This is a genomic window from Bacteroides sp. AM37-9 (assembly GCF_003603455.1).
Classification (GTDB): Bacteria; Bacteroidota; Bacteroidia; order Bacteroidales; family Bacteroidaceae; genus Bacteroides; species Bacteroides xylanisolvens.
Genome location: NZ_QTNF01000003.1, coordinates 63,446 through 87,577 on the forward strand (window position 1 = coordinate 63,446; position 24,132 = coordinate 87,577).

Genomic DNA, 24,132 nt, shown 5'->3' on the forward strand with positions numbered 1-24,132 from the left:
AACTACATCATACAATAAAGCAACAACAAGCTAAGCTCTCCCACTGTCGCGCGAATCTGCTTCAAAGATTGGCTATATTGAAATTTAATTGTATTGATCGAAAGATTAAGTTTATCGGCTATTTCCTGATTGGAGTATTTTCCCGAAACTTTCATTTCAAAAACCTTGCGGCGTTGCGGCGAAAGTTGCTCAAGAGCTTGCTGTATGATGTTCATTTGTTCTTGTTTAAGGTTTTCGTTTTGAGAATTGTCTTCCAATTCCAAAACCATTGAAAGGCAATCCTCAAGTAAATAGATATTTTTCTTTGAATCTCTCAACGTATTGAGCAGATCGTTCTTCAACATCGTAAAAAGGTATCTGTTTATGGGTTTTGTTTCATCGATCTCTTCTTTTTTCAGCCAGAGTTTTAAGAATAAGTTCTGCACAGCATCTTCAGCCAATTCTTTATTCAGCAGATATTTAAATGCCAAAGAAAAGGTCTGCGCCGCATACGTCTTGTATACAATACTAAATGCCAGCTGGTTCCCCTCTTTCAGAGCCTTAACCAAAGCTTGGGCTTCATCCTGTGAGTATTTCTGGGACATCTTAATCATTTTAAATATGAAAATAAAAAGCTTATTATATCAAGTCCTTATTTTCAAATATATTAATTCTTTCTGATATAGCATGATTCGCGAACAACAAATGAAACAGGCCTCTTATTTATTTCACCAGTCTTTGATATTTGCTGAATAAAAAAGTGGAGAATGATAATAATCCGTCAGTTGCTGAATGAATATCTTTTCGAACATCTTTCCGATCAGTTGCATTTACCCAACCTTCTTCTATTTCTTTTAATTCATCTTCAAGTTGTTTCTGATCCACCTCTACACCTTTCTCGGCCGCTTTGATGAATGTATTGATATACATCTCCCAGCGCTTTGCATAATAATCTCTTATCAGTCCTGCCCACGAACGACTGGCATAATCGTTCAGGCTTCCACCCCAAGTCGTAATCAAGTTGCGAGCATTCTTTTCATAATAATCTTTCAATTGGGGAGAATCTCCCATCTTCCGCGCATCATCAATCCATTTATCCAGCGAACAGTAAGGATGAAAAGCATTCAGTTTATCCAAATCATTCAATATCTCCTTCATTTTCTCGCCGCAAGCTTTCAAAGCCTGATAATCTTTAGCTTCAACCATCCTGTCAAACTCCATTTTCACGTCAAGAAAGTAGTTTCCAAGCACCTGTCTGCCTACAGTAATCAAATCCAGGCGAAAAGCATCTCTCCGGTCAGAAGGTGCCTCATTCAGTTTTCTCCAAACCTCTAGTAGTTCAACATTGCTATACACATTACTTGTCCGTTTTTCACTGTTCTTATTCAATGCAGGGCGATACCCGGGTAAAGTACCTAATGTGCGCGGCACCTGTACATAAATGTCATTGAATAATCGTTTCCAAGCATCGCGCACAGACTGCGACACACATCCCACATGTCTGTCAGCCAGACATTCAATCCATTTATTATCATCTACATTCAGGTTCCATGCTTTCTCAAGAATGTATTCGTAGGGAAACTGCATCACATCCAACCCTTCCAGCGTAGAGCCGATTCCTTTAAGGTTGCCTCCACCGTTAATAAGAGCATTCTCAAGTCGTGCGCCACTTTCTTTGACGTTACCTGTCAAAGTCGTGTTTCCCCCGAAATTGCCCAGATAACACCAAATATAGGGCTGATCATGAAAATGCTCTGTTCTTTTCCATAATTCAACATTTTCACAATGATAATCAAGTAATATCATTTTATTCTGTGGCACTCCTGTCAGCAAAGCCTTCATTCGCTCGGAAGTCCATTTATCTTTATCAAAATAAAACATCCACGTCATTTGCATCCATTGGGCTTTGGGATCGGCAGCCGTCAATGTAGCGTACATATCCGAAGCTATCTTCCGCAAATATTCGGGTTCGAAACTGGGCGGGTCAACCTCATTGAAAGGATCTAAACCATAAATATGATCGGTTCCGAAAAGTTTTTTTTGTTCATCAAGAAATAGTTTCTGAATTTTCGCAAACAAAGCATCGTTAGGGTTCAGAAAATTACAACGGTATGCATCAGCAAAGCCGGCCCATTTGCCCAAATGTTGAATATCGGCCTCGGGATAGAGCCGTTTTAAATCGGCAGGTACATGTCCGGCAAAGGCTGGCAATACAGGCTTCATATTCAATTCACGCTCACGCGCGAGTATTTTTTTCTGCAAGCTTACCTGGTGTTCCAGCCATTCCATTGGCAACGGACCGTTCCAACGATCTATGTTAGCCATCCGATGCCAGGGCAGATACGGCGGTCCCGTGAAGTAAGAGCGTATTTCGATGTCCGACATTCCCATTTTCGACCAGACTTTATACCACACGGCTTCTTGTCCGGTAATTGCCAAAGGCATATTTATACCATTAAGGGCCATCCAGTCAATAAAACGTTCCCATTCTTTCCATTGCCACCAAGGCATCGTGTAACCATACGTGCAGTAATTCAGGAAAAAACGAGTATCCACTCTCGCTTCCGAAATCACCTTCTCACCAACCATCGGCAATTCTTCAGGGATTTCAACGGCTATATCCGCATACCATGACACTGTAGTGAGACAGTAATATTTCAAGTAATGGTTCAGTCCCATCGCCATTGAATTGGCGTTGTTTCCACCGATTACAATTTTATCTTTTACGGACTCTATTGTAAAGCAGTCTTTCTCTCCTTTTAACTTTTGAAACTGAAAACTCTCGATGTATGACGGTAGCAAACGTTTCAATAATGCTTCCGCAACAGCTACATCTTTGTCTTTAGCCTGAAGAGCCAACGACATAAGCAGCATAACCAGACACGTGTATACACTTTTTCTTTTCATTCTGATTTATAATTTTATATAGATTTTTCTTTTTAACAAAACATATCCCAACAGCCCATTGAACAACAGGAAAAATACACCGTACATAAATGAACCGAAGTAATTTCCGAATAACGGGTTAAGCAAATTATTGAATACAGCCGTATGGATATGCCAATGCACAAGCAATCCTCCGGCTATGCAACTAAACACATAAATTACAAGCGGATTCGCGCCAAATGCTTCGAAAAACGAAAACCACTTTTTATTCTGCTTCACATCAATGATATAGAGCAGCAATGCCAATGACAATGCCGCAATCCCACAAGTGAGCAAAACGAACGAAGGAGACCACAAACGCTTATTCAAAGGACAGGCATAGCTTAACAAATAGCCAGCAAACAACAGCGTGGTACCTATAAGAAATAGATTTAGCATCCGGCGGTCATTATCTTTAATGTCGATGATTATCTTTCCGCAAACAAAACCGATCATCACTTGAGATACAGCAGGAATCGTACTAAGTATCCCCTCGGGATCGACAAACTGACGGCCCTGAAGATACATGTGGTTAGATCCTAAAATAGCTGAATCAATCATCCCGACGATATTATCCGCACTCTTTTCAAATCCGTTTCCAAATAACTGAAAAATAAAGTAGACAATCAGCAAGATAATAGCTAATGGCATAAAACGCTTATGCGGTATTGTTACGGCCAATAAGGCTGTAATACCATAACAAATCCCAAGCCGTTGCATAACTCCCATCAACCGGAGCTGACTCAAATCAAAATAGTTACCACTATCTATTGCTGTTATGAACCACTCCATAACCAGACCAATAAATATTAATAAGAGACTTCTTTTTATGATTTTCGCAATGGCCGGTCGACACTGGAAGTTATACTTACACAAGGAGATGTAGGTCGAAATACCCATCAGGAACATAAACATCGGGAATACCAGATCGGCCGGCGAAAAGCCATCCCACTTGGCATGTGCAAAAGCGGCAAAGTTATACCCGCACTTTCCTGTATTGTTGACCAAGATCATCCCGGCAACAGTAATACCCCGAAGTACATCAAGCGAAAGTAACCGTTTGTTCGGATTCATAATATTTGATTCTTTTAATTACTTATTATATATAAAATAGTCGTTCCGGCAGCTAACACTATCCCTATAAGCGATTCATAAGGTATCAGCTTCAGACGTTCCTTAAAATTGAGTTCGCATACGCCTCCTGTCGCATGAAAGAACGAACCATGTGGCAAATGGTCAAGAACTGTAGCTCCGGAATTAATCATAGCCGCTCCCCAAACTGCAGAAATGCCTATAGCCAATATCGTTTCAGCAAACGAAGAAGAAGCCAGTGTCGCTCCGGCTGTTGTCGATGCGGTAGCCGCCGACATCAACGCGCCTGATATAGGAGCAATCAATGCATCACTAATATGAGCATGATCTAATCCTGTAAGAATCCAGTCTTTCAAAGAAGAGTTCTTTATGATGCCGGCAATAGTCCCGGTTCCTATCAACAGAATAGCTACCACAGACATCTTTTGCAGTCCATATTCTATACTCGGAAGAATGTTTTTCCATTGTTTCATACAGATAGCACCACATAAGCCACCTACCGGCAAAGCTATCAAAGGATCAATATTGATTCCTGCCGCAGGACGTAATGCCAATAAAACAATCGTAACAACAGGAGCAATCAGACTGGTTCTTAACGAGGGCAGATTTCTCTCTTCCTCTTTATCCTCTGTTTGCATCATCATTTTTTTGTTTTTTACCGATTGAGGCATCAGACGGACAATAACGAAAACAGTGAAAAACAAACCGACCACTGCCGGTAAAATATTGGCAAACATTACAGACGATAAATCCGCATTAAAATTTCCGGCTGCTATAATAGTGTTCGGGTTAGGTGATATGATATTTCCACACTTACCTCCCCCGATCATAGCAATAAGTAACACAGATGGAGACAGGTTTAGACGCTTGCCTATCGAAAGAGCCACCGGCGCAACGGTTATCACAGCCACATCAATGAATACGCCTACCGTACAAAGCAACATCGTTGCGAGTGCCAATGCCATAAATACCCGTTTTTCACCCATTTTGTTTATAATCGCATTGGAGATGACCGTGGTAGCCCCGGTTTGTATTAATATGCCTGACAAGACTCCGGCTGTCAGAATCCGCAATACCGCCGGGGTGACCTCTTTCACCCCTTCGGTCATCACCGTAACAGTCTCATTTAAAGATAGTCCTCCCAACAACCCTCCGACTATCGCTCCGATAATCAGACTGTATGTCGGAGAAAGCTTTCTTATGATTAACAGTATGGATAATGAAAGCCCGATTAATGCGCCTATCGCTGTCATTGAGTATTATTTAGTAAATTGTTTTATGATTCTCACCACCTGTCGCACCGTTCTCTCTATGTTTTCTTTCGTAAACTCCGGTCGCATCGCCTCTTCAAGTGTTACCGGAAAAGGTTGAATAGGCAGTACGGCAGTAAACCCCATCCTATTAAGCGCTTCGGTGGCTTCGACCGCTCCCCCCAGCGCTATCACCGGAACCTGACATTTCTCACCGACACGTAAAATTCCGTCCAGCGCCTTTCCCATACCAGTCTGGCGATCCAGTTTCCCCTCTCCGGTCAGTATCAGGTCTGCCTGTCGGACGACCTCTTCGAAACGAAGCGTTTTCAATATAACTTCTATTCCGGATTGCAATTCTGCATTCAAAAACGGAAGCAGGCCGCCTCCCATTCCTCCGGCTGCTCCGGCACCGGGAAGCTGCGATATATCCATATTTGTATATTCCTTTATCACCTGTGCATAATGCCGCAACCCATTGTCCAACTCTATCACTTGCAAACTATTTGCCCCTTTTTGGGGAGCATATACATAGGCCGCACCCTCTTTTCCAAAAAATGGATTACTAACATCACAGGCGATCGTAAAGTGACTCTCCTTCAATGCCGGATTCAATTGGGAAATATCTATTTGATGAACTTTTATCAGATTTTCACCGACAGGCTCCAACTCACCGTTTCCGCTATCTAAAAAGCGTGTACCTAAAGCCTTCAGCATACCAATTCCCGCATCATTCGTAGCACTTCCGCCGATTCCGATAATGAATTCCCGACACCCGCGTTTTAATGCGTCAGCAACCATTTCTCCAACTCCATAAGTCGTAGTCTTCATGGGGTTTCTCCGATTTGAATCAATCAATGGCAGACCGCAGGCCGAGGCCATTTCGATAATAGCCATCGCACCATTGTTTACGATGCCATACGATACATTGATTGGCTTCATGAATGGATCATGCACCCGACATGACACCGTTTGGGCATGAAGGGCAGAGCATAGAGCTTCTGTAGTCCCTTCGCCGCCATCAGCTATGGGGAAACGTATAATCTGACAGTCGGGTAATTCCTCCTGAATCGCTTTTTCGGCAGCTTTCGCTATCTCGAAAGAACCGACCGAACCTTTAAACGAGTCGAATGCCAATACAATCTTTTTCATAAAAGCTATCACTTATTTGTTTTCTCTATTAAACTCAATGCAGCCTCGACCGGATCATCAAACGGAGTCGTACTGTTACTCCAGGGAGATGTAATCCATTGCTCCTCCCATTCTCGGATTTCATTCCGGTCTTTTGTGAAATAGAGCTGTATACGAGGGATATAGTAGTCTTTAATCAGCCCGCTCCAGAAACGGGCAGCATAATCCTCCTGAATACCACCCCAACTTGTAATCAAGCGTTTGGCATTTGCTTCATAAGCATCTTTTTCCTGAAGAGTTGTTCCGCTATTGCGCGCAAGTTCCACCCATTCTTCTAATCGATATAAAGGATGAGAAGCCAATAGCCTGTCAACGTCCATCAACAAATCAACAGTTTGTTGCAGATTACGTTGCGCTGCGAGAACACGATTCTCCGAATCATCTTTCAGGGCCTGCTTATAAAAATTTTCAGCTTTAGCCGCTACATAATACGAAACAAACTCTATGAGGTCGTTTCTGTATAATTCAGAGCTTTTCAGTTCGTCAGCGCAACTAGCATACAAACGTATAGCCTGCAAGTAATCATCACTAAGGTCGATTTTACTGATCCGCCGTTGATCGGGTACTACAGTTTGCCAGGTAAAACGGGGGTATGAATATAAAGAACTATATGCTGTTTTCCGAAAAAGCTTCCAAGCTTCCTCCATGGCATCGGGATATCCTCCATAACGGGCCTCGCAGTATATCTTCATCCAATCGTCCAGGTCGATACTATCCGATGACCATCCCATATCGGCTAACAGTTCGTAAACAACCTCATTGTTTTCGAGTCCTTCAGGGGCAGAACCGAACCCAATCAAGTTACCTTTATTTGCGGCACGTAATGCTTTGACCGAGGAGCTTGCATACATATCCAAGTCTCCTGTCATGGTGTTTTTCCCACCAAAGTTGGGTACATAGCTGAATATCCATTTCTTTCCGTAAAACCCATCATGTACTTTCCATGTCTGCTCGGTGTTCCACACCCATTTCGGATAATCATTGCCCAAATCAATGATAATCATTTTATCATCAGGTACATTGCTTAACAACGCTTTAAGCGATTCTTTATCCCAAAATGAATGTTGATATCCGAATGTCCATCCCTGTGTAACCCAAACGGCATCCGGGTTTCCGGCTGCAATCGATTTATAAATCGTTTCTCCATACTCGGCCAATAACTTATATTTCGCTTCTTTATCTTCCTTATCGATAGGCAGTTCCATCTCATTAAAACTATCCGAGAGATAATACGTATTTTCTCCAAACTCTTTTTCCCACTCTTCGACAAACAGTTTGCCTATCTCTTCGAAAAAAGGTGAATCCGGTGGCAATACATAGGCGTTGTACTCTTCATCAAAACCACCCCACCGCATGTGCCGGAATTGTGTGTCGGGATGTTTCTGCACGAATCCTTCCGGCACGAAACCTGCAAACGCAGGCGCTATGGGCTGCATACCCAACTCGCGCATACGGGTCAGGATTTGATGCTGCAAAGCGATTTGGTTCTGCTGCCAGGCATCAGATAAGGGACCGTCCCACTTGTTCAGATTGCCCATGCGATGCCAGGGAAGGTGTGCGGGGGCAGTGAAAAACTCACGGATTTCTTCTTTGTTCAATCCCATACGCAGCCATACCCGCTCCGCAATGGCTTCGCTGGCCACGGTAGCCAAGGGCATATTTACACCATAAAGAGCCATCCTGTCAATTTCCTTTTCCCAACGCTCCCAGTCCCAGTAAGGGGTAGTGTAGCCGAATGTACAAACATTAAGGAAATAGCGCAACTCATAAGGGGACACCTGTTCATACAATTCATAATCGGGCCACGGCATCACCGACGTTATGTGTTCACCGCTCCATGTTTTCATACTCTTGCAGGCCTCTTTCATGTACGTATGAAAAGCGTAACAGATAGCAACGGAGCTGCTTCCCCTTAGGGTAAGCCGACCGTCGCTTGCTATCACTTCGAATATATCTTTACCGTCGGATGGTTCGATATATTCAAAGTGGATAGACTGTGCTCTTTCCCCAATCTGACGTTCTATTAACTGTTTGGCGGGGGTGATAATATCCGTCTTAGGCTTGTGGCATGAGCAGAAAAAAAGCGTTGTTGAAATCAGTAAATACTTGATTATTGTATGTATCATAGAAAATCATAAATGTTATAAGTGAGTATCAATATTTTTTCTTCGATGCTTCTTTCACATATTCCAGTTCCGTAATAATCGGTAAATGGTCTGACAAAAGCGACTGAACAGTTTGTGTACTAATCACGCGCCATCCTTTTTGCGGGTAAGCAAACAAGTAATCGATCTTAATCACAGGTTTCCATGCCGGCATTCCAAAATCATCGTTGCTTGCAGCAAACCAGCTATCCATACCACGTATTGCCTCCGAGTAATGACGCGCGTTGAAATCACCTCCCAAAATTACAGGATATTTATAATTTTTGAAATGCCCGGTAATAAATTTTATTTGCTCCGCCCGTGTTTCTTGAGAGTTGACGTCCAGATGCGTAGAGGTAAAAACAATGGTATCATTACCCATTTCGAATAATCCCTCCAGCATGGCCCGCCTCTCATGCTCTTTGACCGGATGGGGCAGCATTATCTTTTGGACAGAAATATATGGATATTTACTTAACATCCCAATACCGTAATAACCGGTAGAATAGTCAATCGTTTTTCCGTAAAGCCCAAACATCCCTGTATGATAGGCAAGTTCGGATATAAAATCCTTCCCCTTCTGATGCGGGGTACGCTTACGGTCTGTTTTGCTATCCACTTCCTGAAGCGCCACAAAATCAGGCTTGAAGGATTTGATGTGATGAGCAAGTTCCTCTAAAGATGCCAGTTCGCCAAATCTTAAATTATAGGTCATTACCCGCACCCGTAGAGTATCTTGCGCATAGGCAACACCCAAAGTCAGGCATAAAAACAATAATAAATATTTCTTCATTGAATACATGGTTTCTATTTTTTAATGATTACTTTTCCCAGCCCGGATTTTGTCCTAACAGAGGATTCTTCTGACGCTCGGGATTAGGCACGGGCCACAAATAATGTTTCGTTGCGTCGAAGTAACGTGCTCCGCCTTCCGCGGTAGACTTTTCGTAGATAACATCACCAAACTCATCTACTCCGGTATCGGGATATGGGTTGGCGCCCAAATCATTCATACAAACTTTCAGGCTGGGACCGGTGATGGCACGTCCAAAGCGAAGTTCGCCTTCACGCCAGCGCATCACATCGGCGTATCTTGTTCCTTCACCTGCCAACTCAATGCGACGTTCTCTTCTCAATTCGGTTTCGAGGTCCATCCCCCATGCGCTAAGTTCGTCAAGGTTCATACGATGCATATTCACACGATCTCTAAGCCTGTTGATGGAGTAATCAATCTGTGTTTGTGTCAGTTTCTTGCCTTGTAGTTCGAAAGTGGCTTCGGCATAAATCAGCAAGATTTCGGCAAAGCGGATGACATTGAGATTCCCATGTCCCCCCACACTTGAACCGGCCAAATCAATATCGTTATACTTCTTCAGATAGAAACCTGTACGGCTATTTGCCCCCACACGGTTATTATCTTGCAATGAAGCAAAACGAGGCAGATTAAATATCTCGTTGGCCTTATCCGTATCAGGGTCACCGTCATCTCCTCCCGGCCATTTGTCACCCGGAGCATATAAAGTCATCTTCATTCTAGGATCTCTGTTCTGGAAATAATCCACATAATGCTCTTCAGGCGACTTGTATAACGATGAGGTCTGCACACCGGTCTTTTTATAATATTCCAATCCGGTTTTTGCCGGTTTACCGTCTGTACACAGATAAGCATCCACTAATGACTTCGTTGGATTGAGACGTATATAGTCTGTCGGGCTGCAAGTTTCATTGGGCAGACTTTGTGTACGGATTTCGGGTACAAAAAGGCTATATACGATGGCTTCGATATTTTTCGGATCATTCTCGACATCCCCTTCGTGATGAAATAGTTTTTCGTATTCATACAGGCCATAGGGACTGTTTTCGATGATATATTCACTCGTTTTTGCAGCCAGTTCCCACCTTTCGTTTTGCAAGGCAATACGTGCCAATATGGCTAAAGCGCCCCAGCGGTCGAGTCTTCCCAGTTTATCGCCTGTATACCTTTCTTCAGGCATACGCTCTGCCGCCCATTTCAAATCCTCGACGAGCTGGTCAATGACTTTCTCTCTGGGAGTACGTTCGATATATGCATCTTCGGGCTGGATGACTTCTCCTACCCAAGGTACATCACCCCAAAATGTCGTGAGGTAAAAGTACATAAGCGCCCGGATGGTTTTTACTTCTGCGGCATAAACGTCCTTCTTATTTTGAGCTACCTGCGCTTTATTATAGTTGTCCAGAAAATTATTGCAGCGATAAATATAGCTATACGCTCCTGTCCAATAGGTAGTGAAGGGGAAGCCGTCAGTATAAGAGTGCTTGCCTCCCGAAACTTTACTTAGTCCACTAGTAATATTCCCCCACATAACAGTTTCGGCCGTCGATTCACTCCAATTCACGAGATAGTCTTTTTGTAAAGCTTCGTAACAGGGAGGCAAGGCATTTTTAAGCTGATCTTCATTTACCCAGAATGTTACATTGTCCGGCTCGTTAGGGTTCGTTCTATCCAGAAAATCGCTACATGAGGTAACTATACCAAAGAAAGCAATGATTAAAAAGTATTTTGAGTATTTCATCTTTATAGTCGTTTAATAGGTTAGAATGTTATTGATAATCCAAAAACATAGGTTTTTACTTGCGGATAGACATCTCCGCTGGTGGTCCTCACTTCAGGGTCATAAGCTCCGAAGTAATCGGTTTTAGTAAACAAGTTATCTGCCGAAGCATATACTCTAAGACTATTAATACCAAGAGGTGCCACCATCCGGGCAGGAAAACGATAACCTATCTGAATATTCTTCAGGCGCAAGTACGATGCATCCTCTTTCCAGTAGTCACTGAAGAGCCTGTTGTGCTCCTGCGACTGATAAAGTCTGGGATAAGAAGCATTTGGATTCATAGGCGTCCATCTGTCAAGATGCTCTTTTTTAGGGATTGAGTAGTCATTGATAAACGCATGCCGAGCCTCATCCTCAAGGTAACCGGCAACTTTGCCTACGCCTTGCAAATAGAAACTGAAATCAATGCCTTTCCATTCTAAACCACCCTTGATTGCATAGGTGTAATGGGGTTCTTTCTCGCCAAACACCACTTTGTCGTAGTCATCAATTACCCCGTCGGGAGCGCCGTCAGGACCACTGATGTCCCGATACTTAATATCTCCGGGCTGTACAATGCCGTTTTGTGATGCAACAAGAGGAAATTTTGGTTTCTGGTACTTACCTGTAGTTGTATTCACTGATTCAAAGTCATACACTTGCGCCAGCCCATCAGTCAGATAACCATAGAAAGCACCTATCGGATCACCTACCCGACGATACGAACCGGAAGCCGTACTGGTCAGCGACTCCGGAGTTCCACCCAAATCGGTAATCTTATTACGAGCGTCCGACAGATTGAACCCGAGATTGTAATTTACACTTCCGATCTTATCACGCCATGACAAATTAAGCTCCCATCCTTTGACATCAATCTTACCAAGATTGACATAACCTACGTTACTACTGGAAACCCCGACAATAGCCGGAACATCGGGACGAACCAATGCATCAATATTTTCTTTCTTATACCAATCAAAGTCCACATTCAGTCTATTGTTCAAAAAACTAAGGTCTACCCCGAAATTAAGCATGCGGATGGTTTCCCACTTGATGTCGGGATTACCGATTTTATTTTGCCAAAGTCCCATAACAGGTGTATTAGAAGCTCCGATAGGATAAGACTCTTCGGTTATGATAGGTGACAAGTAAGGGTAGTAATTACCGGGAATGTTTTGATTTCCCAACTCACCCCAGGAAGCACGCAGCTTACCCGAGCTCAATACCGAAGTAGCGAACTCCATGAATTTTTCACGTGAGAAGTTCCATCCTGCCGAGAACGATGGAAAATATCCCCAACGATTGCCCTTGGCAAATCTTGAAGTTCCATCGGCGCGCAGGTTAGCTTCAAACAGGTATTTACCGTCAAAAGCATAGTTGACACGACCAAAGTAAGAACGCAAAGCCCACTCGTCTTTTGTTCCGCTATTCATAAAATTAATCATTCCGGCACTAATAACGTGAATATCCTCAACCATCACATTATCACGTGTAGCACCCAGTGTGCTTCTATTTTCCCACTCTTGCGAAAATCCCAACAATGCTCCCAACTCGTGGCGTCCTATGGTTTTATTAAAGTTCAGGGTGAATTGCAACGTTTGGGTCATAACGTCGAGATGGCTTTGTGAGATATAGTCCTTGGCATCTTCATTTGCTTTCAACGGGCTACCGTCCGAGTAATAAGACAACATCTTCGGGTTAAACTCATCCACTTGGCGGGTATATATATTTGCAGAGTACTGCATACCTACGTTCAGTCCGTCTATAATTTTGAGATCTGCATTGAAAATACCATTGAGCACACGAGTTTTCCGTTCTTCCATTCCCGACTCATAAGCTACCTGCAAGGGGTTACGTACCGAACCATACGACCAGTTCTCACTATCTACCATCCGGCCATTCTCGTCAGGAATTTGCCACATGACGGGAAGTAACGGAGACATACGCTGTGACAGGCGGAATACTCCTGATGTGCCGCTATAACCTAAGTCCTTTTTATAGAAATCGACATAGCTCATCTGTCCGGTCAGTTTCAAACGATCATATACCTCCGTGTTTACACTGATACGCGCATTATGTCTTTTGGAACTATATCCGTCACCTACAACCAGTCCATCCTGATCCAGGAAACCATACGACATAAAAAATCCGGTTTTCTCGCTTCCACCCCGTGCGCTCACATTATGCCCCGTTTGAAAAGCCCGGCTTTTGTATATTTCGTCAATCCAGTCAGTATTGGAATATTCGTTGGGATACAGTCCCGAATCATATTTATCGAAAGCCTCTTGTGTATAGGGCTTGGAAAATCCGGCAGCACTCATGGCTTCATTGGAGAGTTCCATGTATTCCCTTCCATTAACAAGTTCGGGCAATGCTGTGGGAGTCTGGAATCCGGCATATCCGTTATATTGAAATACTACGCGCTCTTTCTTTTCTCCCTTTTTAGTCGTTACAAGAATAACACCGTTAGCGGCACGTGCTCCATAAATAGCTGATGAGGCGGCATCTTTCAGTACGGATACGCTTTCGATGTCCGAAGGATTCAATAAGTTGATGTCTCCCCCGGCTACTCCGTCAATCAAGATCAAAGGTGCTGTACTACTGTTAATAGTTCCCGTACCACGAATGTTGATGCTGGGCACAGCACCCGGCTGCCCCGAAGAGGAAACAATACTAACTCCAGGCAACAATCCTTGTAGCCCTGTAGTTACGTTAGTAATAGGTCGGTTCTCAATAGCCTCCGCTTTAACCATAGATACGGCACCTGTTACATTCACTTTCTTTTGCACGCCATAACCTACAACTACTACATCTTCCAGGCTGACAGCATTCTCTTTCATCACTACGTTTACTGTCGTTGCTTTCGCTATGACGCTTTCTTCACGGTAGCCGACGTATGAGTACCGAAGTGTACTTCCATAGGGTACCTTGATGGAATACTGACCATTGATATCTGTGATTGTACCTGTAGTCGAGCCTTTTACCGATATGGTGGCTCCGATGATCGGTTCCGCATTCTCGTCAGTAACTTTACCTTTCACATATAGTTCCTTTTTCTCTCCTTGCGAATCAACAGGGTCAGTTTTATTTTGATATTCTTTATTATAAAATAAAATACTGTCATCCAGGAAACGGAACCCAATGTTAGTCCCTTTTAGCAAAAGAGTTAGCGCTTTGTTTATCTCTGTGTCTTTTACCTCCAATGACACTTTCCTACTCGTATCCACAAATTCTTTGCTATAGGCTACATTCATCGATGCCTTCTCTGCTATCTGACTGATAGCTTCTTTAAGAGGAAGCTCTTTGATACTAACCGATATTTTTTGCTGTTGTGCATAAACAAAAGCAGTGACAAATATGCACATTAGGGTTACAATACACCTTCTGCCGGTGGATGAAAAAGGAGAATCTTTTTCCATAATATTAGTCTTTAAAGTTAATAGTTCAATATCTATTAGCTAATACACAAGAGATATTAAAAAGTATTACGGCAAATAAGTTAATGAATATTAATTCGGGAAATATAGGAGAACTTGCCGGAAATCCATCCATACTTGATAAAAAAGAAAGAAACCACTTCGAAGGTATAGTTTTTAAAAGAAAATATAAAGGGTGGATATCGTATTTTCTCATTTAATGCATAAATTAGTGTCTTTACCTGAAAAAGAATGAGCAACATCCACCTCACATATGAGTGATTCCACCAGAACTCGGCTCAGTCTGAAAATTTTGGGGATTTGATTCAGGGCAATCACACCCTTAAAAATAGATTCATTCCGGTACGGAAATGAATGAACTATGCTATCGTTAATTATACCTCGCCACTATGCTACTTTTATTTTTTCTTCTTGCCTATATTATTTTTTTGATTGCCTATATTATTTTTTTGATTGCCTATATTATTTTTTTGATTGCCTAATGAGTTTTCGTTTGACTTAAGTCAAACGATAGTTCAACTTAAGTTAAGCGTTCGTTTGACTTAAGTCAAACGAAAACTCATTAGGCTATGAAATACATATTAATAGGGAAGTAATTACCTAAAAGTAACTAATGAAATCATTAGTGGCAATTGATTCAAAACCGTGCAGGAATGAATCAATTTTTAGGGATGTGATTGCCCTGAATCAAATCCCCCCCAATCCCCAAGAATTACAACTGAGCCCAAAACTCTTAATACTTATAAATTCATATAGTTGGTTCAAAAGGCAATGGTGTCAAGTACGCCTGACAATGGAAATGGAGGCAACGGAGAAGGTGGAAATGAAGACAGTGGTGAAGCACCGGATCCGGCAGCATAAGAAACGGTGTTAATATGTAAAAATCGGGCTTGACATTGTTCAAACCCGATTTTTTCTATTATATAAAATACTACTTTCTATCAGTTAACACCTTTATCGAATCCCGTTTTATAATATTAGGTTTCAAAAGAATCTCCGAATGTAGTTCAGTTTCTTCCAAAATCTTCTGCATCAACATTTTTACAGCAATAATGCCAATATTCTCCAATGATTGTGCAATACGAGTAATAGGAGGGTTCAAATAGTCCAGATATAAGTTATCATCAAACGAAATAATAGACATATCTTGAGGAATTCTCACTTTATGCTCATTTAATGCTTTGACGGCTCCCAAAAGAATTGTACTACTTAACGCAAATATAGCAGTAGGTTTTGTAGTAGAGTTCAGAGCCAACTTAGTCTCAATATAACCATTCTGAATCGAGAACTCATTTCCTCTTATCATTGCGTTATCCTGATAACCAGCTTCGCGAAGCGCATCAAGATACCCGCGCACACGTTCCTTAGTCGTTATAGAAATATCCGGCCCCTGAATACAGAGAATCTTACTATGCCCCGATTCTAATAATAATTTCGTTGCCTGATAAGCTCCTACATAATTATCAGTAGCTACGTATGGCAAATTATGCTTCTCAAAATAGCGGTCAATTAGCACAATCGGAGTTTTAGTACTAATCTCCTCGAGTTTAGAAGGGTTTTCACCGGTTGGAACCAAAATAATCCCATCTATTTTACGCGATAGAAGCGAATCAATAGCTTTATTTTCCTGAACAGGATCTTCGAGGGTATCGATAAGCATGACAGTATAATTATAACGTTGTGCTTCACGGATGACAACACTTGCTATATTGGCAAAAAAAGGATTATCTATGTGTGGTACAAGAAGGCCTATAGTATATGTCGTGTTGTTGCGCAAACTTTGCGCAACTATATCAGGCTGATAGTCCAATTCTTTAACGGACTGCAAAATAACCTCCTTAGCAGACTGACTGATCCTATATTTCTCCGATTTCCCATTTAATACCCTGGAAATCGTAGAGATAGAATACCCAGTCTTCTTTGATACATCAATCAGAGTTTTCTTCATTACTGGTTGTTTTTTGCAAAAATAACATTTTATCTGAGAAAAAAGCAAGAAAAATATTTTGTTTTGAAAAAAATTTCTATATTTGCGCAAACGATTGCGCATCGTTTACGATTCAATTCGCCTTAATACTTAATACTCATTATATGGACACAAAGAAGAAAATCGTAGTGATAGGTAGTAGTAATACGGACATGGTTATCAAATCAGACCGTCTACCAAAACCAGGAGAAACAATTCTGGGAGGAAACTTCTTAATGAATCATGGCGGCAAAGGAGCTAACCAAGCCGTAGCTGCTGCAAGACTAGGAGGAGATGTCACTTTCATATGTAAAATAGGGAATGACATTTTTGGAAATGAAACCTTGGAAATGTTTCACAAAGAAAAGATCGACACTACTTATGTAGGAATTACCCCGCAGGAACCATCAGGAGTAGCTCTTATCAATGTCGACAAAAAAGGGGAAAACTGTATTGTTGTTGCTTCCGGAGCCAACGGGACTTTATCTACTGATGACATACAAAATGCAGAAACCGCCATCAAACAGGCATCCATCGTCATCATGCAGTTGGAAACTCCAATCGAGAGTGTCACTTATGCAGCCAAAATGGCGAAAAAAGATGGAATTACCGTTATATTAAATCCCGCCCCTGCCCCTACCCAACAACTGCCTGACGATTTATTAGCCAATGTCGACATTCTTATTCCTAATGTCACAGAGGCTGAAATCATCTCGGGAATGCACATTACAGATGATGAATCGGCAAAAGAAGCGATTCGTTATATTAGTTCGAAAGGCATAAAAACTGTCATTATTACGATGGGAGCCAAAGGAGCTCTCGCTTATGAAAACAATGAGTTTATCCACATTCCAGCCTTCAAGGTAGAAGCAGTAGACACAACCGCTGCCGGAGATACATTCTGCGGCGGACTGTGCGTAGCTCTGTCTGAGGGCAAAAATCTAAAAGATGCAATTATATTTGCAAGTAAAGCCTCTTCTATTTCTGTTACCAGAATGGGAGCACAAGTATCTATACCTTTGAGAAAAGAAATACAATAATCATCCTTAATTCTGTTATTATGATAAAACAATGTTCAATCCACGGTCTATTGACAAGTATGTTGTTAATAGTATTTTCTTTGATGAGCAATGATGCTATTGCCCAGAAGGCAATAAGAGGTACAGTCCTCGATGAAGCAAATGAACCCATTATCGGTGCCAGTGTCCTTGTTAAAGGTACAACAAATGGTTCTATTACAGGAGTTGATGGAACCTTCAATGTAAAAGCGAATCCTTCTGATGTATTGGTTATATCTTATGTAGGTTATGCAACTGTTGAACAACAAGTAGGAAATCAGACACAGCTTGTAATACACCTGCGCGAAGACTCGAAAGTGCTTAATGACGTTGTAGTAATCGGCTACGGCTCTACCACAAAGAAAGAGCTTACAGGATCGGTTACCAGCATGAAGAAAGATGACCTCAATCCCGGAACATTCACCAATGCTATGGGAATGTTGCAAGGAAAAGTGGCAGGATTACAAATTATCAACCCGAACGGTGCTGATCCGACAGCCAAATATGAAGTATTACTTCGCGGAACAAACACACTTTCCGCAGGCCAAGGTCCATTAATTATTATTGATGGGGTGGCAGGTGCAGATATCAGAAATATCAATTTTCAGGAAGTGGAATCAATTGACGTATTAAAAGATGGTTCGGCAGCTGCTATTTATGGAACAAGAGGTACGAATGGAGTAATCATCGTCACAACTAAACGTGCAAGAAGTGGCAAAACGGAAGTTTCTTATGATGGGCAACTCACCGTGGGAGTCGTTTCACGCAGAGCAAAACCTTTATCGGCAAGCGAATACAAATCTGTTATCAAGGAACATCGCCCAGAATTGGAAAGTTATATTTTTGACAGTGATACCGATTGGTTTAAAGAAATTACACAAACTCCGTTCAGCCATAAGCACAACTTGTCTATATCCGGAGGTTCCGAGAAGTTCTCACACCACACTTCTTTCAATTATGAAAAGAGCGATGGCTTGCAAAAGCATAATAGCTCCGAAAAGCTAATGGCACGTACCAATATTCGCCAGTCATTATTAGATAAATGGGTCGATTTGGATTATAACCTGAATATCATTCATCGCAAATACAGCCCTTCCTCTACAAGTGCTTTTATGCAGGCATTTACCCATAATCCAACAGAGCCTGTTTATGACGACAGCGATCCGGATGCCGGAGGATATAGCCGTATCAAAGCAATGGAATATTACAATCCGGTAGCGATCATTAACGAAAGGAACATGGAAAGTAAGAATGATAATTATGGTGCAAATATTCGTGCTACTCTAAACATATTGCCTATAAAAGGATTAAAATGGGAGAACTTTGTTTCATACGACAAAGAACAATATGAAACACGTGAATATTACACACATTATTATCCAAGTTTAATAGGAACGAATGGCCAAGCCTATATTCAAAACTATCAGGAAAACGATACACAATATGAGTCTACCTTAAATTACTCGAATATTTTCGGAAAACATTCCATTCAGGCATTACTCGGATATACATACCAGTATACTTACAGCACATCTGCATCCATGACAAATTCCGGTTTCGACTTCGATGACAACCAGACTCATAACATCGGAACAGGAACGAATCTAACTGAAGGCAAAGCCAGCATGTCGTCCAACAAAGAAGATAATACATATATCGGATTCTTCGGACGTTTTATGTACAACTACGATGATAAATATCTTTTGTCTGCTTCACTACGTCGTGATGGCTCCAGCCGTTTCGGTGACAATAATAAATGGGGATGGTTCCCGGCTGTCAGCGTAGGTTGGCGTATTAATAAAGAGAAATTCCTCTCGAATGTCAAATGGATCGATGATTTAAAATTGAGAGCCGGATACGGAGTTACCGGTAACCAGGATTTCTCAAACTACAAATCTTTGATGATGATGACTACAGCCGGTAAATTCTATTACAATGGCCAATGGATCAATACTTATCAACCTGCGAGTAATGCAAATCCGGATCTAAAATGGGAGAAAAAAGCAGAGTTCAACGTTGGTGTTGATATGACAATGTTTGATAACCGCCTCTCGTTCACTTTCGATTATTACAAACGGACTACATCAAACTTGCTATATGACTACATCGTGCCAACACCTCCTTATGTATATAATACCTTGTTTACGAATGTTGGAAAAGTTACTAATGAAGGAGTTGAATTAACAATATCCGGTACACCTTTTAACACTAGGGACTTTACATGGAATACCTCACTTACCGTTTCGCACAATAAAAACAAATTGGTGAAATTCACCAATGATGAATTCACTAACGGAACATACAAAGTGGGATGGTCTACAAGTGCTGCCTGCTACACTCAACGTCTGATAGAAGGACAGTCATTGGGTACTTTCTATGGTCCTATATGGTTAGGAACTGATACAGATGGAAAAGATGTATTGCTAGGACAAAATGCAGACGGTTCCGTACCGGAAGAACAATGGGAAAAAATTGGCTGTGCTTATCCGGATGCCACTCTTAGCTGGAGTAATACCTTCAGATATAAGAAATTCGACTTGAGTTTCTCACTGCGTGCATCTATCGGCGGAGAAATTCTGAACAACTATGCGATGGAATATGAAAATCTAAGCAGCATCGGACTTAGAAATATCTCATCAAACTGGTTATCTCAAACGAATTTCACAAGTACGACCTATAAATATTCCTCCAAATATATAGAGGATGCTTCTTATTTAAAACTAGATAATGTTACCTTTGGATATACTTGGGATTTCACATCTAAAATGATAAAAAGACTAAGATTGTCTCTTACTGCACAGAATGTATTCTGTATCACCGGTTATTCTGGTGTCGACCCAGAAGTTGCCCTTTCCGGACTGGAACCCGGTATGGAAAGTTTGAGCTATTATCCGCGTACAACAGAATTTACTTTTGGAGTTAATATAGTATTCTAAAAAAATAAGATTACCATGAAAAAGACAAATATAATATTAAGTTTCGTTATCTGTATATTATCATACGGATGTACCGATCTTAGCGAAACTGTATACACAGGAGTAGCGATGAATGACTTCTTTAAAAACGAGAAGGAACTGGTAGCCAATGCAGGTAGAGCATATACGAAATTACAAGGATACAATTCCGAACAAAGTTTATGGACACTGCTTTTACAAGCTTCTGATGAATGTGCTGTTCCCGCTTGTGGTGGTTCCTGGTACAGTAATGGACGTTATGAAGAAATCCAGACGAATAAAATTCCACCTGCAAATAAATTATTAACAAGGGGCTGGAACTGGATATTTAATGGTATTGCTGCATGTAATGAAATTATTTACGAAACGGAACTATCACCTATTCAGTTTGAAGGAAAAGAGAAGATTATAGCCGAAATGAAAATATTGCGTGCTTTCTACTATTACCAAGCCATTTCTTGTTGGGGAAACGTACCTTTCACAACTGACTACACAGAAACCGGATACCCGGAACAAAAAAGTCGTGAATATATTTTCAACTATCTGGAAAAAGAGATTAATGACAATATCGAGTTCCTAGACAGGGAGCCTTCAGATACTAATTATGGACGGGCCACACAAGCTGCCGCTTATTGCATTCTTGCGAAAATGTATCTGAATGCAGAAGCATGGTTCGGTACTCCAATGTATGACAAAGCAGAGAAAGCCTGTAAAGACATTATGGATATAGGTGCTTACAGCATTGAAGACTCTTATTCCACTAATTTTGATATTAAAAATGAAGATTCTAAGGAGAACATCTTTGTAATCCTGTATGACAGAGTATATACTAGCGGTGACAGTAACTCATTTTATTTGCATACGCTGACATTGGAAGCTGCATCACAAGCAACATTTAATATTCCGGCAGCCCCATGGTCGGGTTTTCTCTGCCAACCAGACTTTTTCCAAACATACGCAGAACAAGATCTTCGCAGAAGTCAGAGCTGGTTATACGGTCCTCAAGTAGACCTAAGCGGAAAGGATCTTGGTTTCGAATATACTCCTGTCTTCTCCGAAGAAAAATATTACAATAGCAACGGAGGACGTGGCACATACGATGGTGCACGCTGCTGGAAATGGCATTACCAGACTGATGGTTCTTTAAAAGAATATACAGTTAGTATGGACAACGACTTTGCCATCTTCCGTTATGCCGATGTTGTATTAATGTATGTAGAAGCTTTGGTACGACAAAACAGAACAAGTGAGGCCATCCAACTGGCAGACTTCAAGAAGATTCGTACAAGAGCAGGTCTTGATGCATATACTACAAGCCAATTGACGATTGATGAACTTTATGCAGAACGAGGCAGAGAACTGGCATGGGAAGGATGGCGCCATGAAGATATGATACGTTTCGGAAAATATCTGAAAAAATATTGGGCACACCCTGACCAAAGTTCAGAAACTTTTAGAAATGTATTTCCAATTCCTACGGATATTTTAAATGCAAATCCAAAATTATCTCAAAACAAAGATTATTAACCACAATTGGAAGGTTCACATAGAAAAGTGTACCTTCCAACAAATCAACCCTGATAAGTATGAAAAAACCAATCATCTTTTTACTTGTTTTAATTACTAACATCTTATTTATCTCTGCACAGAAGATTTCAAAGACAGAGTTAAAAGACAAAATAGCCGGAGCTTGGATCGGGCAAATGGTAGGAAACATATATGGACTTCCTTTTGAGAACAAGTTTGTAGATGAACCTGCCCCGGAATCCAGATTTCCATTCGGTTACACTAAAAATATAGATAAATTGCAGAAGTATAACGGTGCATTCTCTGATGACGATACTGATGTTGAGTATATCTACTTACTATTAATGGAGAAATATGGCGTAGAACCTACTTATGCCAATATGCGTGAAGGATGGGTGTATCATATCCGTGACCGTGTATGGCTAGCCAATAGGGCTGCACTCGGATTAATGCATCTTGGATTCACCCCTCCGTTCACAGGTGACGAAAATCTGAATCCGCACTGGTATCAGATCGACCCTCAATTGATTAACGAGATATGGGCGTATACAGCACCGGGAATGATTTCGTATGCTGCAGGAAAAAGTGATTGGGCGGCCCGTATCACAAGCGATTCGTGGGCGGTATCTCCCACTGTCCTATATGGTGCAATGTACGCTGACGCTTTTTTCTGCAAGGATATCCGCAAACTGATTACACGAGCCTTGAAAGAACTGCCTGCTGATGACAGATATGCGATAGCTGTAAAAGAGATGATTGCTTTATATGACAAATATCCTAAAGATTGGGTAAAAGCACGTCAAATCATGGCTAAAAAATATTACATAGATGAGCCAGCCATGACAAAAACAATCTGGAATGCTAATCTGAACGGATTATGCGGGATTTTGGCTATGTTGTATGGCGAAGGAGATTTCCAACGGACATTGGATTTAAGCTGTGCAATGGGATTTGACTGCGACAATCAGGCAGCCACTATCTCCGGACTTCTAGGAGTAATGTATGGCGCAAAGTCTCTTCCCGAAAGTTTGACTAAACCTATCGAAGGATGGGAAAAACCCTTCAACGACCGGTATATCAATATCACCAGATTTGATATGCCTGATGCTTCCATTGAAGACATGATTGAACGTACTTACAACAAAGCAATCGAACTGGTTTGTGCCAAAGGAGGAAAAGTGAAAGGTGATATGGTATATGTTAACCCCAAAGCACAATTCATTCCCCCGATGGAATTCTGTATCGGTCCGAATCCGGACTTGGAAATCGGACAGCCTACCGATTACTCATTTGCCTGTAGAACAAATGCTGCTTTCAAATGGGAACTGGTAAAAGGTAAACTTCCGGCAGGAGTTACATTCCAAAACGGTAAACTGGCAGGAACTCCTACAGAAGCCGGCAAATATCCAATTACCCTTCAATTAAGCGCAAATAACAAGAACTCAATTACTAAAGACTTTGAGTTATTGGTTAAAACCAAGAATATAGCCCCCAAGGCTGACACTATTTACGCCAATATCCGTAAACTAAACGAAGAAGTACTCGATTCTTGCTGGATTACCTTTGGAAAACCGATGTACGCAACAAATGTAGAAGTAATTAATGACGGAGTCAAAGATGGCGTAGGATCTGTATTTTATTCATTAGCGGCCAAAAGTAATCTGCCTAAAATAGACTATTTCGGATACGGTTGGAAAGAAGAGCATAACATCAATATGCTTGTTTTAGATATGGGCTGTCTGGAAGAGTTCGGAGGATGGTTTACTTCTCTAAACATTCAATATCTTGAAAATGACGGACATTGGTATGACGTAGGTAAATTCAAATCAACTCCGGCACTTCCCGAAACTGATATTGTATTTTTTCAACCTCCGTTTGCACAATATGTTTTGGAATTCCCGGCAGTAAAAACCAAGGGAATACGCGTACTAATGGATGCAAAAGTGCAGGAACACTGGCATAAATACACAAAGAATGTATCATCATTCATCTCTATCACCGAACTAGGAGTTTATGAGAAATAAAGGAGGAGA

Annotated in this window: 14 protein-coding genes; 4 read left to right on the top strand and 10 right to left on the bottom strand. The window is 41.4% G+C overall.

Features of this window, described 5'->3' with window-relative positions; all coding sequences use genetic code 11:
- Window positions 1-2: 2 nt before the first annotated feature.
- From DW862_RS02950 to DW862_RS03000, 10 genes are all read right to left on the bottom strand, one after another.
- Complete coding sequence (locus DW862_RS02950) at window positions 3-584, bottom strand: RNA polymerase sigma factor (RefSeq protein ID WP_004317492.1); 582 nt, start codon at window positions 582-584, stop codon at window positions 3-5.
- A 118-nt stretch (window positions 585-702) separates the two neighbouring features.
- Window positions 703-2,886 carry an alpha-N-acetylglucosaminidase gene (locus DW862_RS02955; RefSeq protein WP_120067270.1) on the bottom strand — a complete coding sequence of 728 codons (2,184 nt, stop codon included), beginning with the start codon at window positions 2,884-2,886 and terminating at the stop codon, window positions 703-705.
- A gap of 6 nt (window positions 2,887-2,892) precedes the next feature.
- A complete protein-coding gene (locus DW862_RS02960) occupies window positions 2,893-3,978 on the bottom strand; it encodes an acyltransferase family protein (protein WP_117810190.1) in 1,086 nt (361 codons plus the stop codon).
- 14 nt (window positions 3,979-3,992) lie between these two features.
- Entirely contained in the window at window positions 3,993-5,249 is a 1,257-nt protein-coding gene (locus tag DW862_RS02965; RefSeq protein WP_008646410.1) for a GntP family permease, read from the bottom strand.
- Window positions 5,250-5,255: 6 nt separating this feature from the next.
- The gene (locus tag DW862_RS02970) at window positions 5,256-6,398 is read right to left on the bottom strand and encodes a glycerate kinase (protein WP_120067271.1); all 1,143 of its coding nucleotides are present in this window, start codon (window positions 6,396-6,398) and stop codon (window positions 5,256-5,258) included.
- A gap of 8 nt (window positions 6,399-6,406) precedes the next feature.
- The gene (locus DW862_RS02975; RefSeq protein ID WP_120067272.1) at window positions 6,407-8,563 is read right to left on the bottom strand and encodes an alpha-N-acetylglucosaminidase; all 2,157 of its coding nucleotides are present in this window, start codon (window positions 8,561-8,563) and stop codon (window positions 6,407-6,409) included.
- Between the two features lie 28 nt (window positions 8,564-8,591).
- Window positions 8,592-9,383 carry an endonuclease/exonuclease/phosphatase family protein gene (locus DW862_RS02980; protein WP_004310723.1) on the bottom strand — a complete coding sequence of 264 codons (792 nt, stop codon included), beginning with the start codon at window positions 9,381-9,383 and terminating at the stop codon, window positions 8,592-8,594.
- 19 nt (window positions 9,384-9,402) lie between these two features.
- Window positions 9,403-11,136: a RagB/SusD family nutrient uptake outer membrane protein gene (locus tag DW862_RS02985; RefSeq protein ID WP_004310724.1), complete on the bottom strand. Its 1,734-nt coding sequence runs from the start codon at window positions 11,134-11,136 to the stop codon at window positions 9,403-9,405.
- A 20-nt stretch (window positions 11,137-11,156) separates the two neighbouring features.
- Window positions 11,157-14,576 (bottom strand): TonB-dependent receptor, encoded by a 3,420-nt coding sequence (locus tag DW862_RS02990; protein ID WP_074704535.1) that lies wholly within the window; start codon window positions 14,574-14,576, stop codon window positions 11,157-11,159.
- 949 nt (window positions 14,577-15,525) lie between these two features.
- Window positions 15,526-16,542 carry a LacI family DNA-binding transcriptional regulator gene (locus DW862_RS03000; RefSeq protein WP_004323847.1) on the bottom strand — a complete coding sequence of 339 codons (1,017 nt, stop codon included), beginning with the start codon at window positions 16,540-16,542 and terminating at the stop codon, window positions 15,526-15,528.
- A gap of 143 nt (window positions 16,543-16,685) precedes the next feature.
- Here DW862_RS03000 and rbsK point away from each other — a divergent pair, with 143 nt between their 5' ends.
- Genes rbsK through DW862_RS03020 form a run of 4 tightly spaced genes read left to right on the top strand, consistent with a single transcriptional unit; the run spans window position 16,686 to window position 24,123 of the window.
- Entirely contained in the window at window positions 16,686-17,600 is a 915-nt protein-coding gene (gene rbsK / locus DW862_RS03005; protein ID WP_074704533.1) for a ribokinase, read from the top strand.
- A gap of 20 nt (window positions 17,601-17,620) precedes the next feature.
- Window positions 17,621-20,554, top strand: coding sequence for a TonB-dependent receptor (locus DW862_RS03010; protein WP_120067273.1), 2,934 nt, complete (start codon window positions 17,621-17,623; stop codon window positions 20,552-20,554).
- Between the two features lie 15 nt (window positions 20,555-20,569).
- Complete coding sequence (locus DW862_RS03015; protein WP_120067274.1) at window positions 20,570-22,099, top strand: RagB/SusD family nutrient uptake outer membrane protein; 1,530 nt, start codon at window positions 20,570-20,572, stop codon at window positions 22,097-22,099.
- Window positions 22,100-22,158: 59 nt separating this feature from the next.
- The gene (locus DW862_RS03020; protein ID WP_120067275.1) at window positions 22,159-24,123 is read left to right on the top strand and encodes an ADP-ribosylglycohydrolase family protein; all 1,965 of its coding nucleotides are present in this window, start codon (window positions 22,159-22,161) and stop codon (window positions 24,121-24,123) included.
- Window positions 24,124-24,132: the final 9 nt, after the last annotated feature.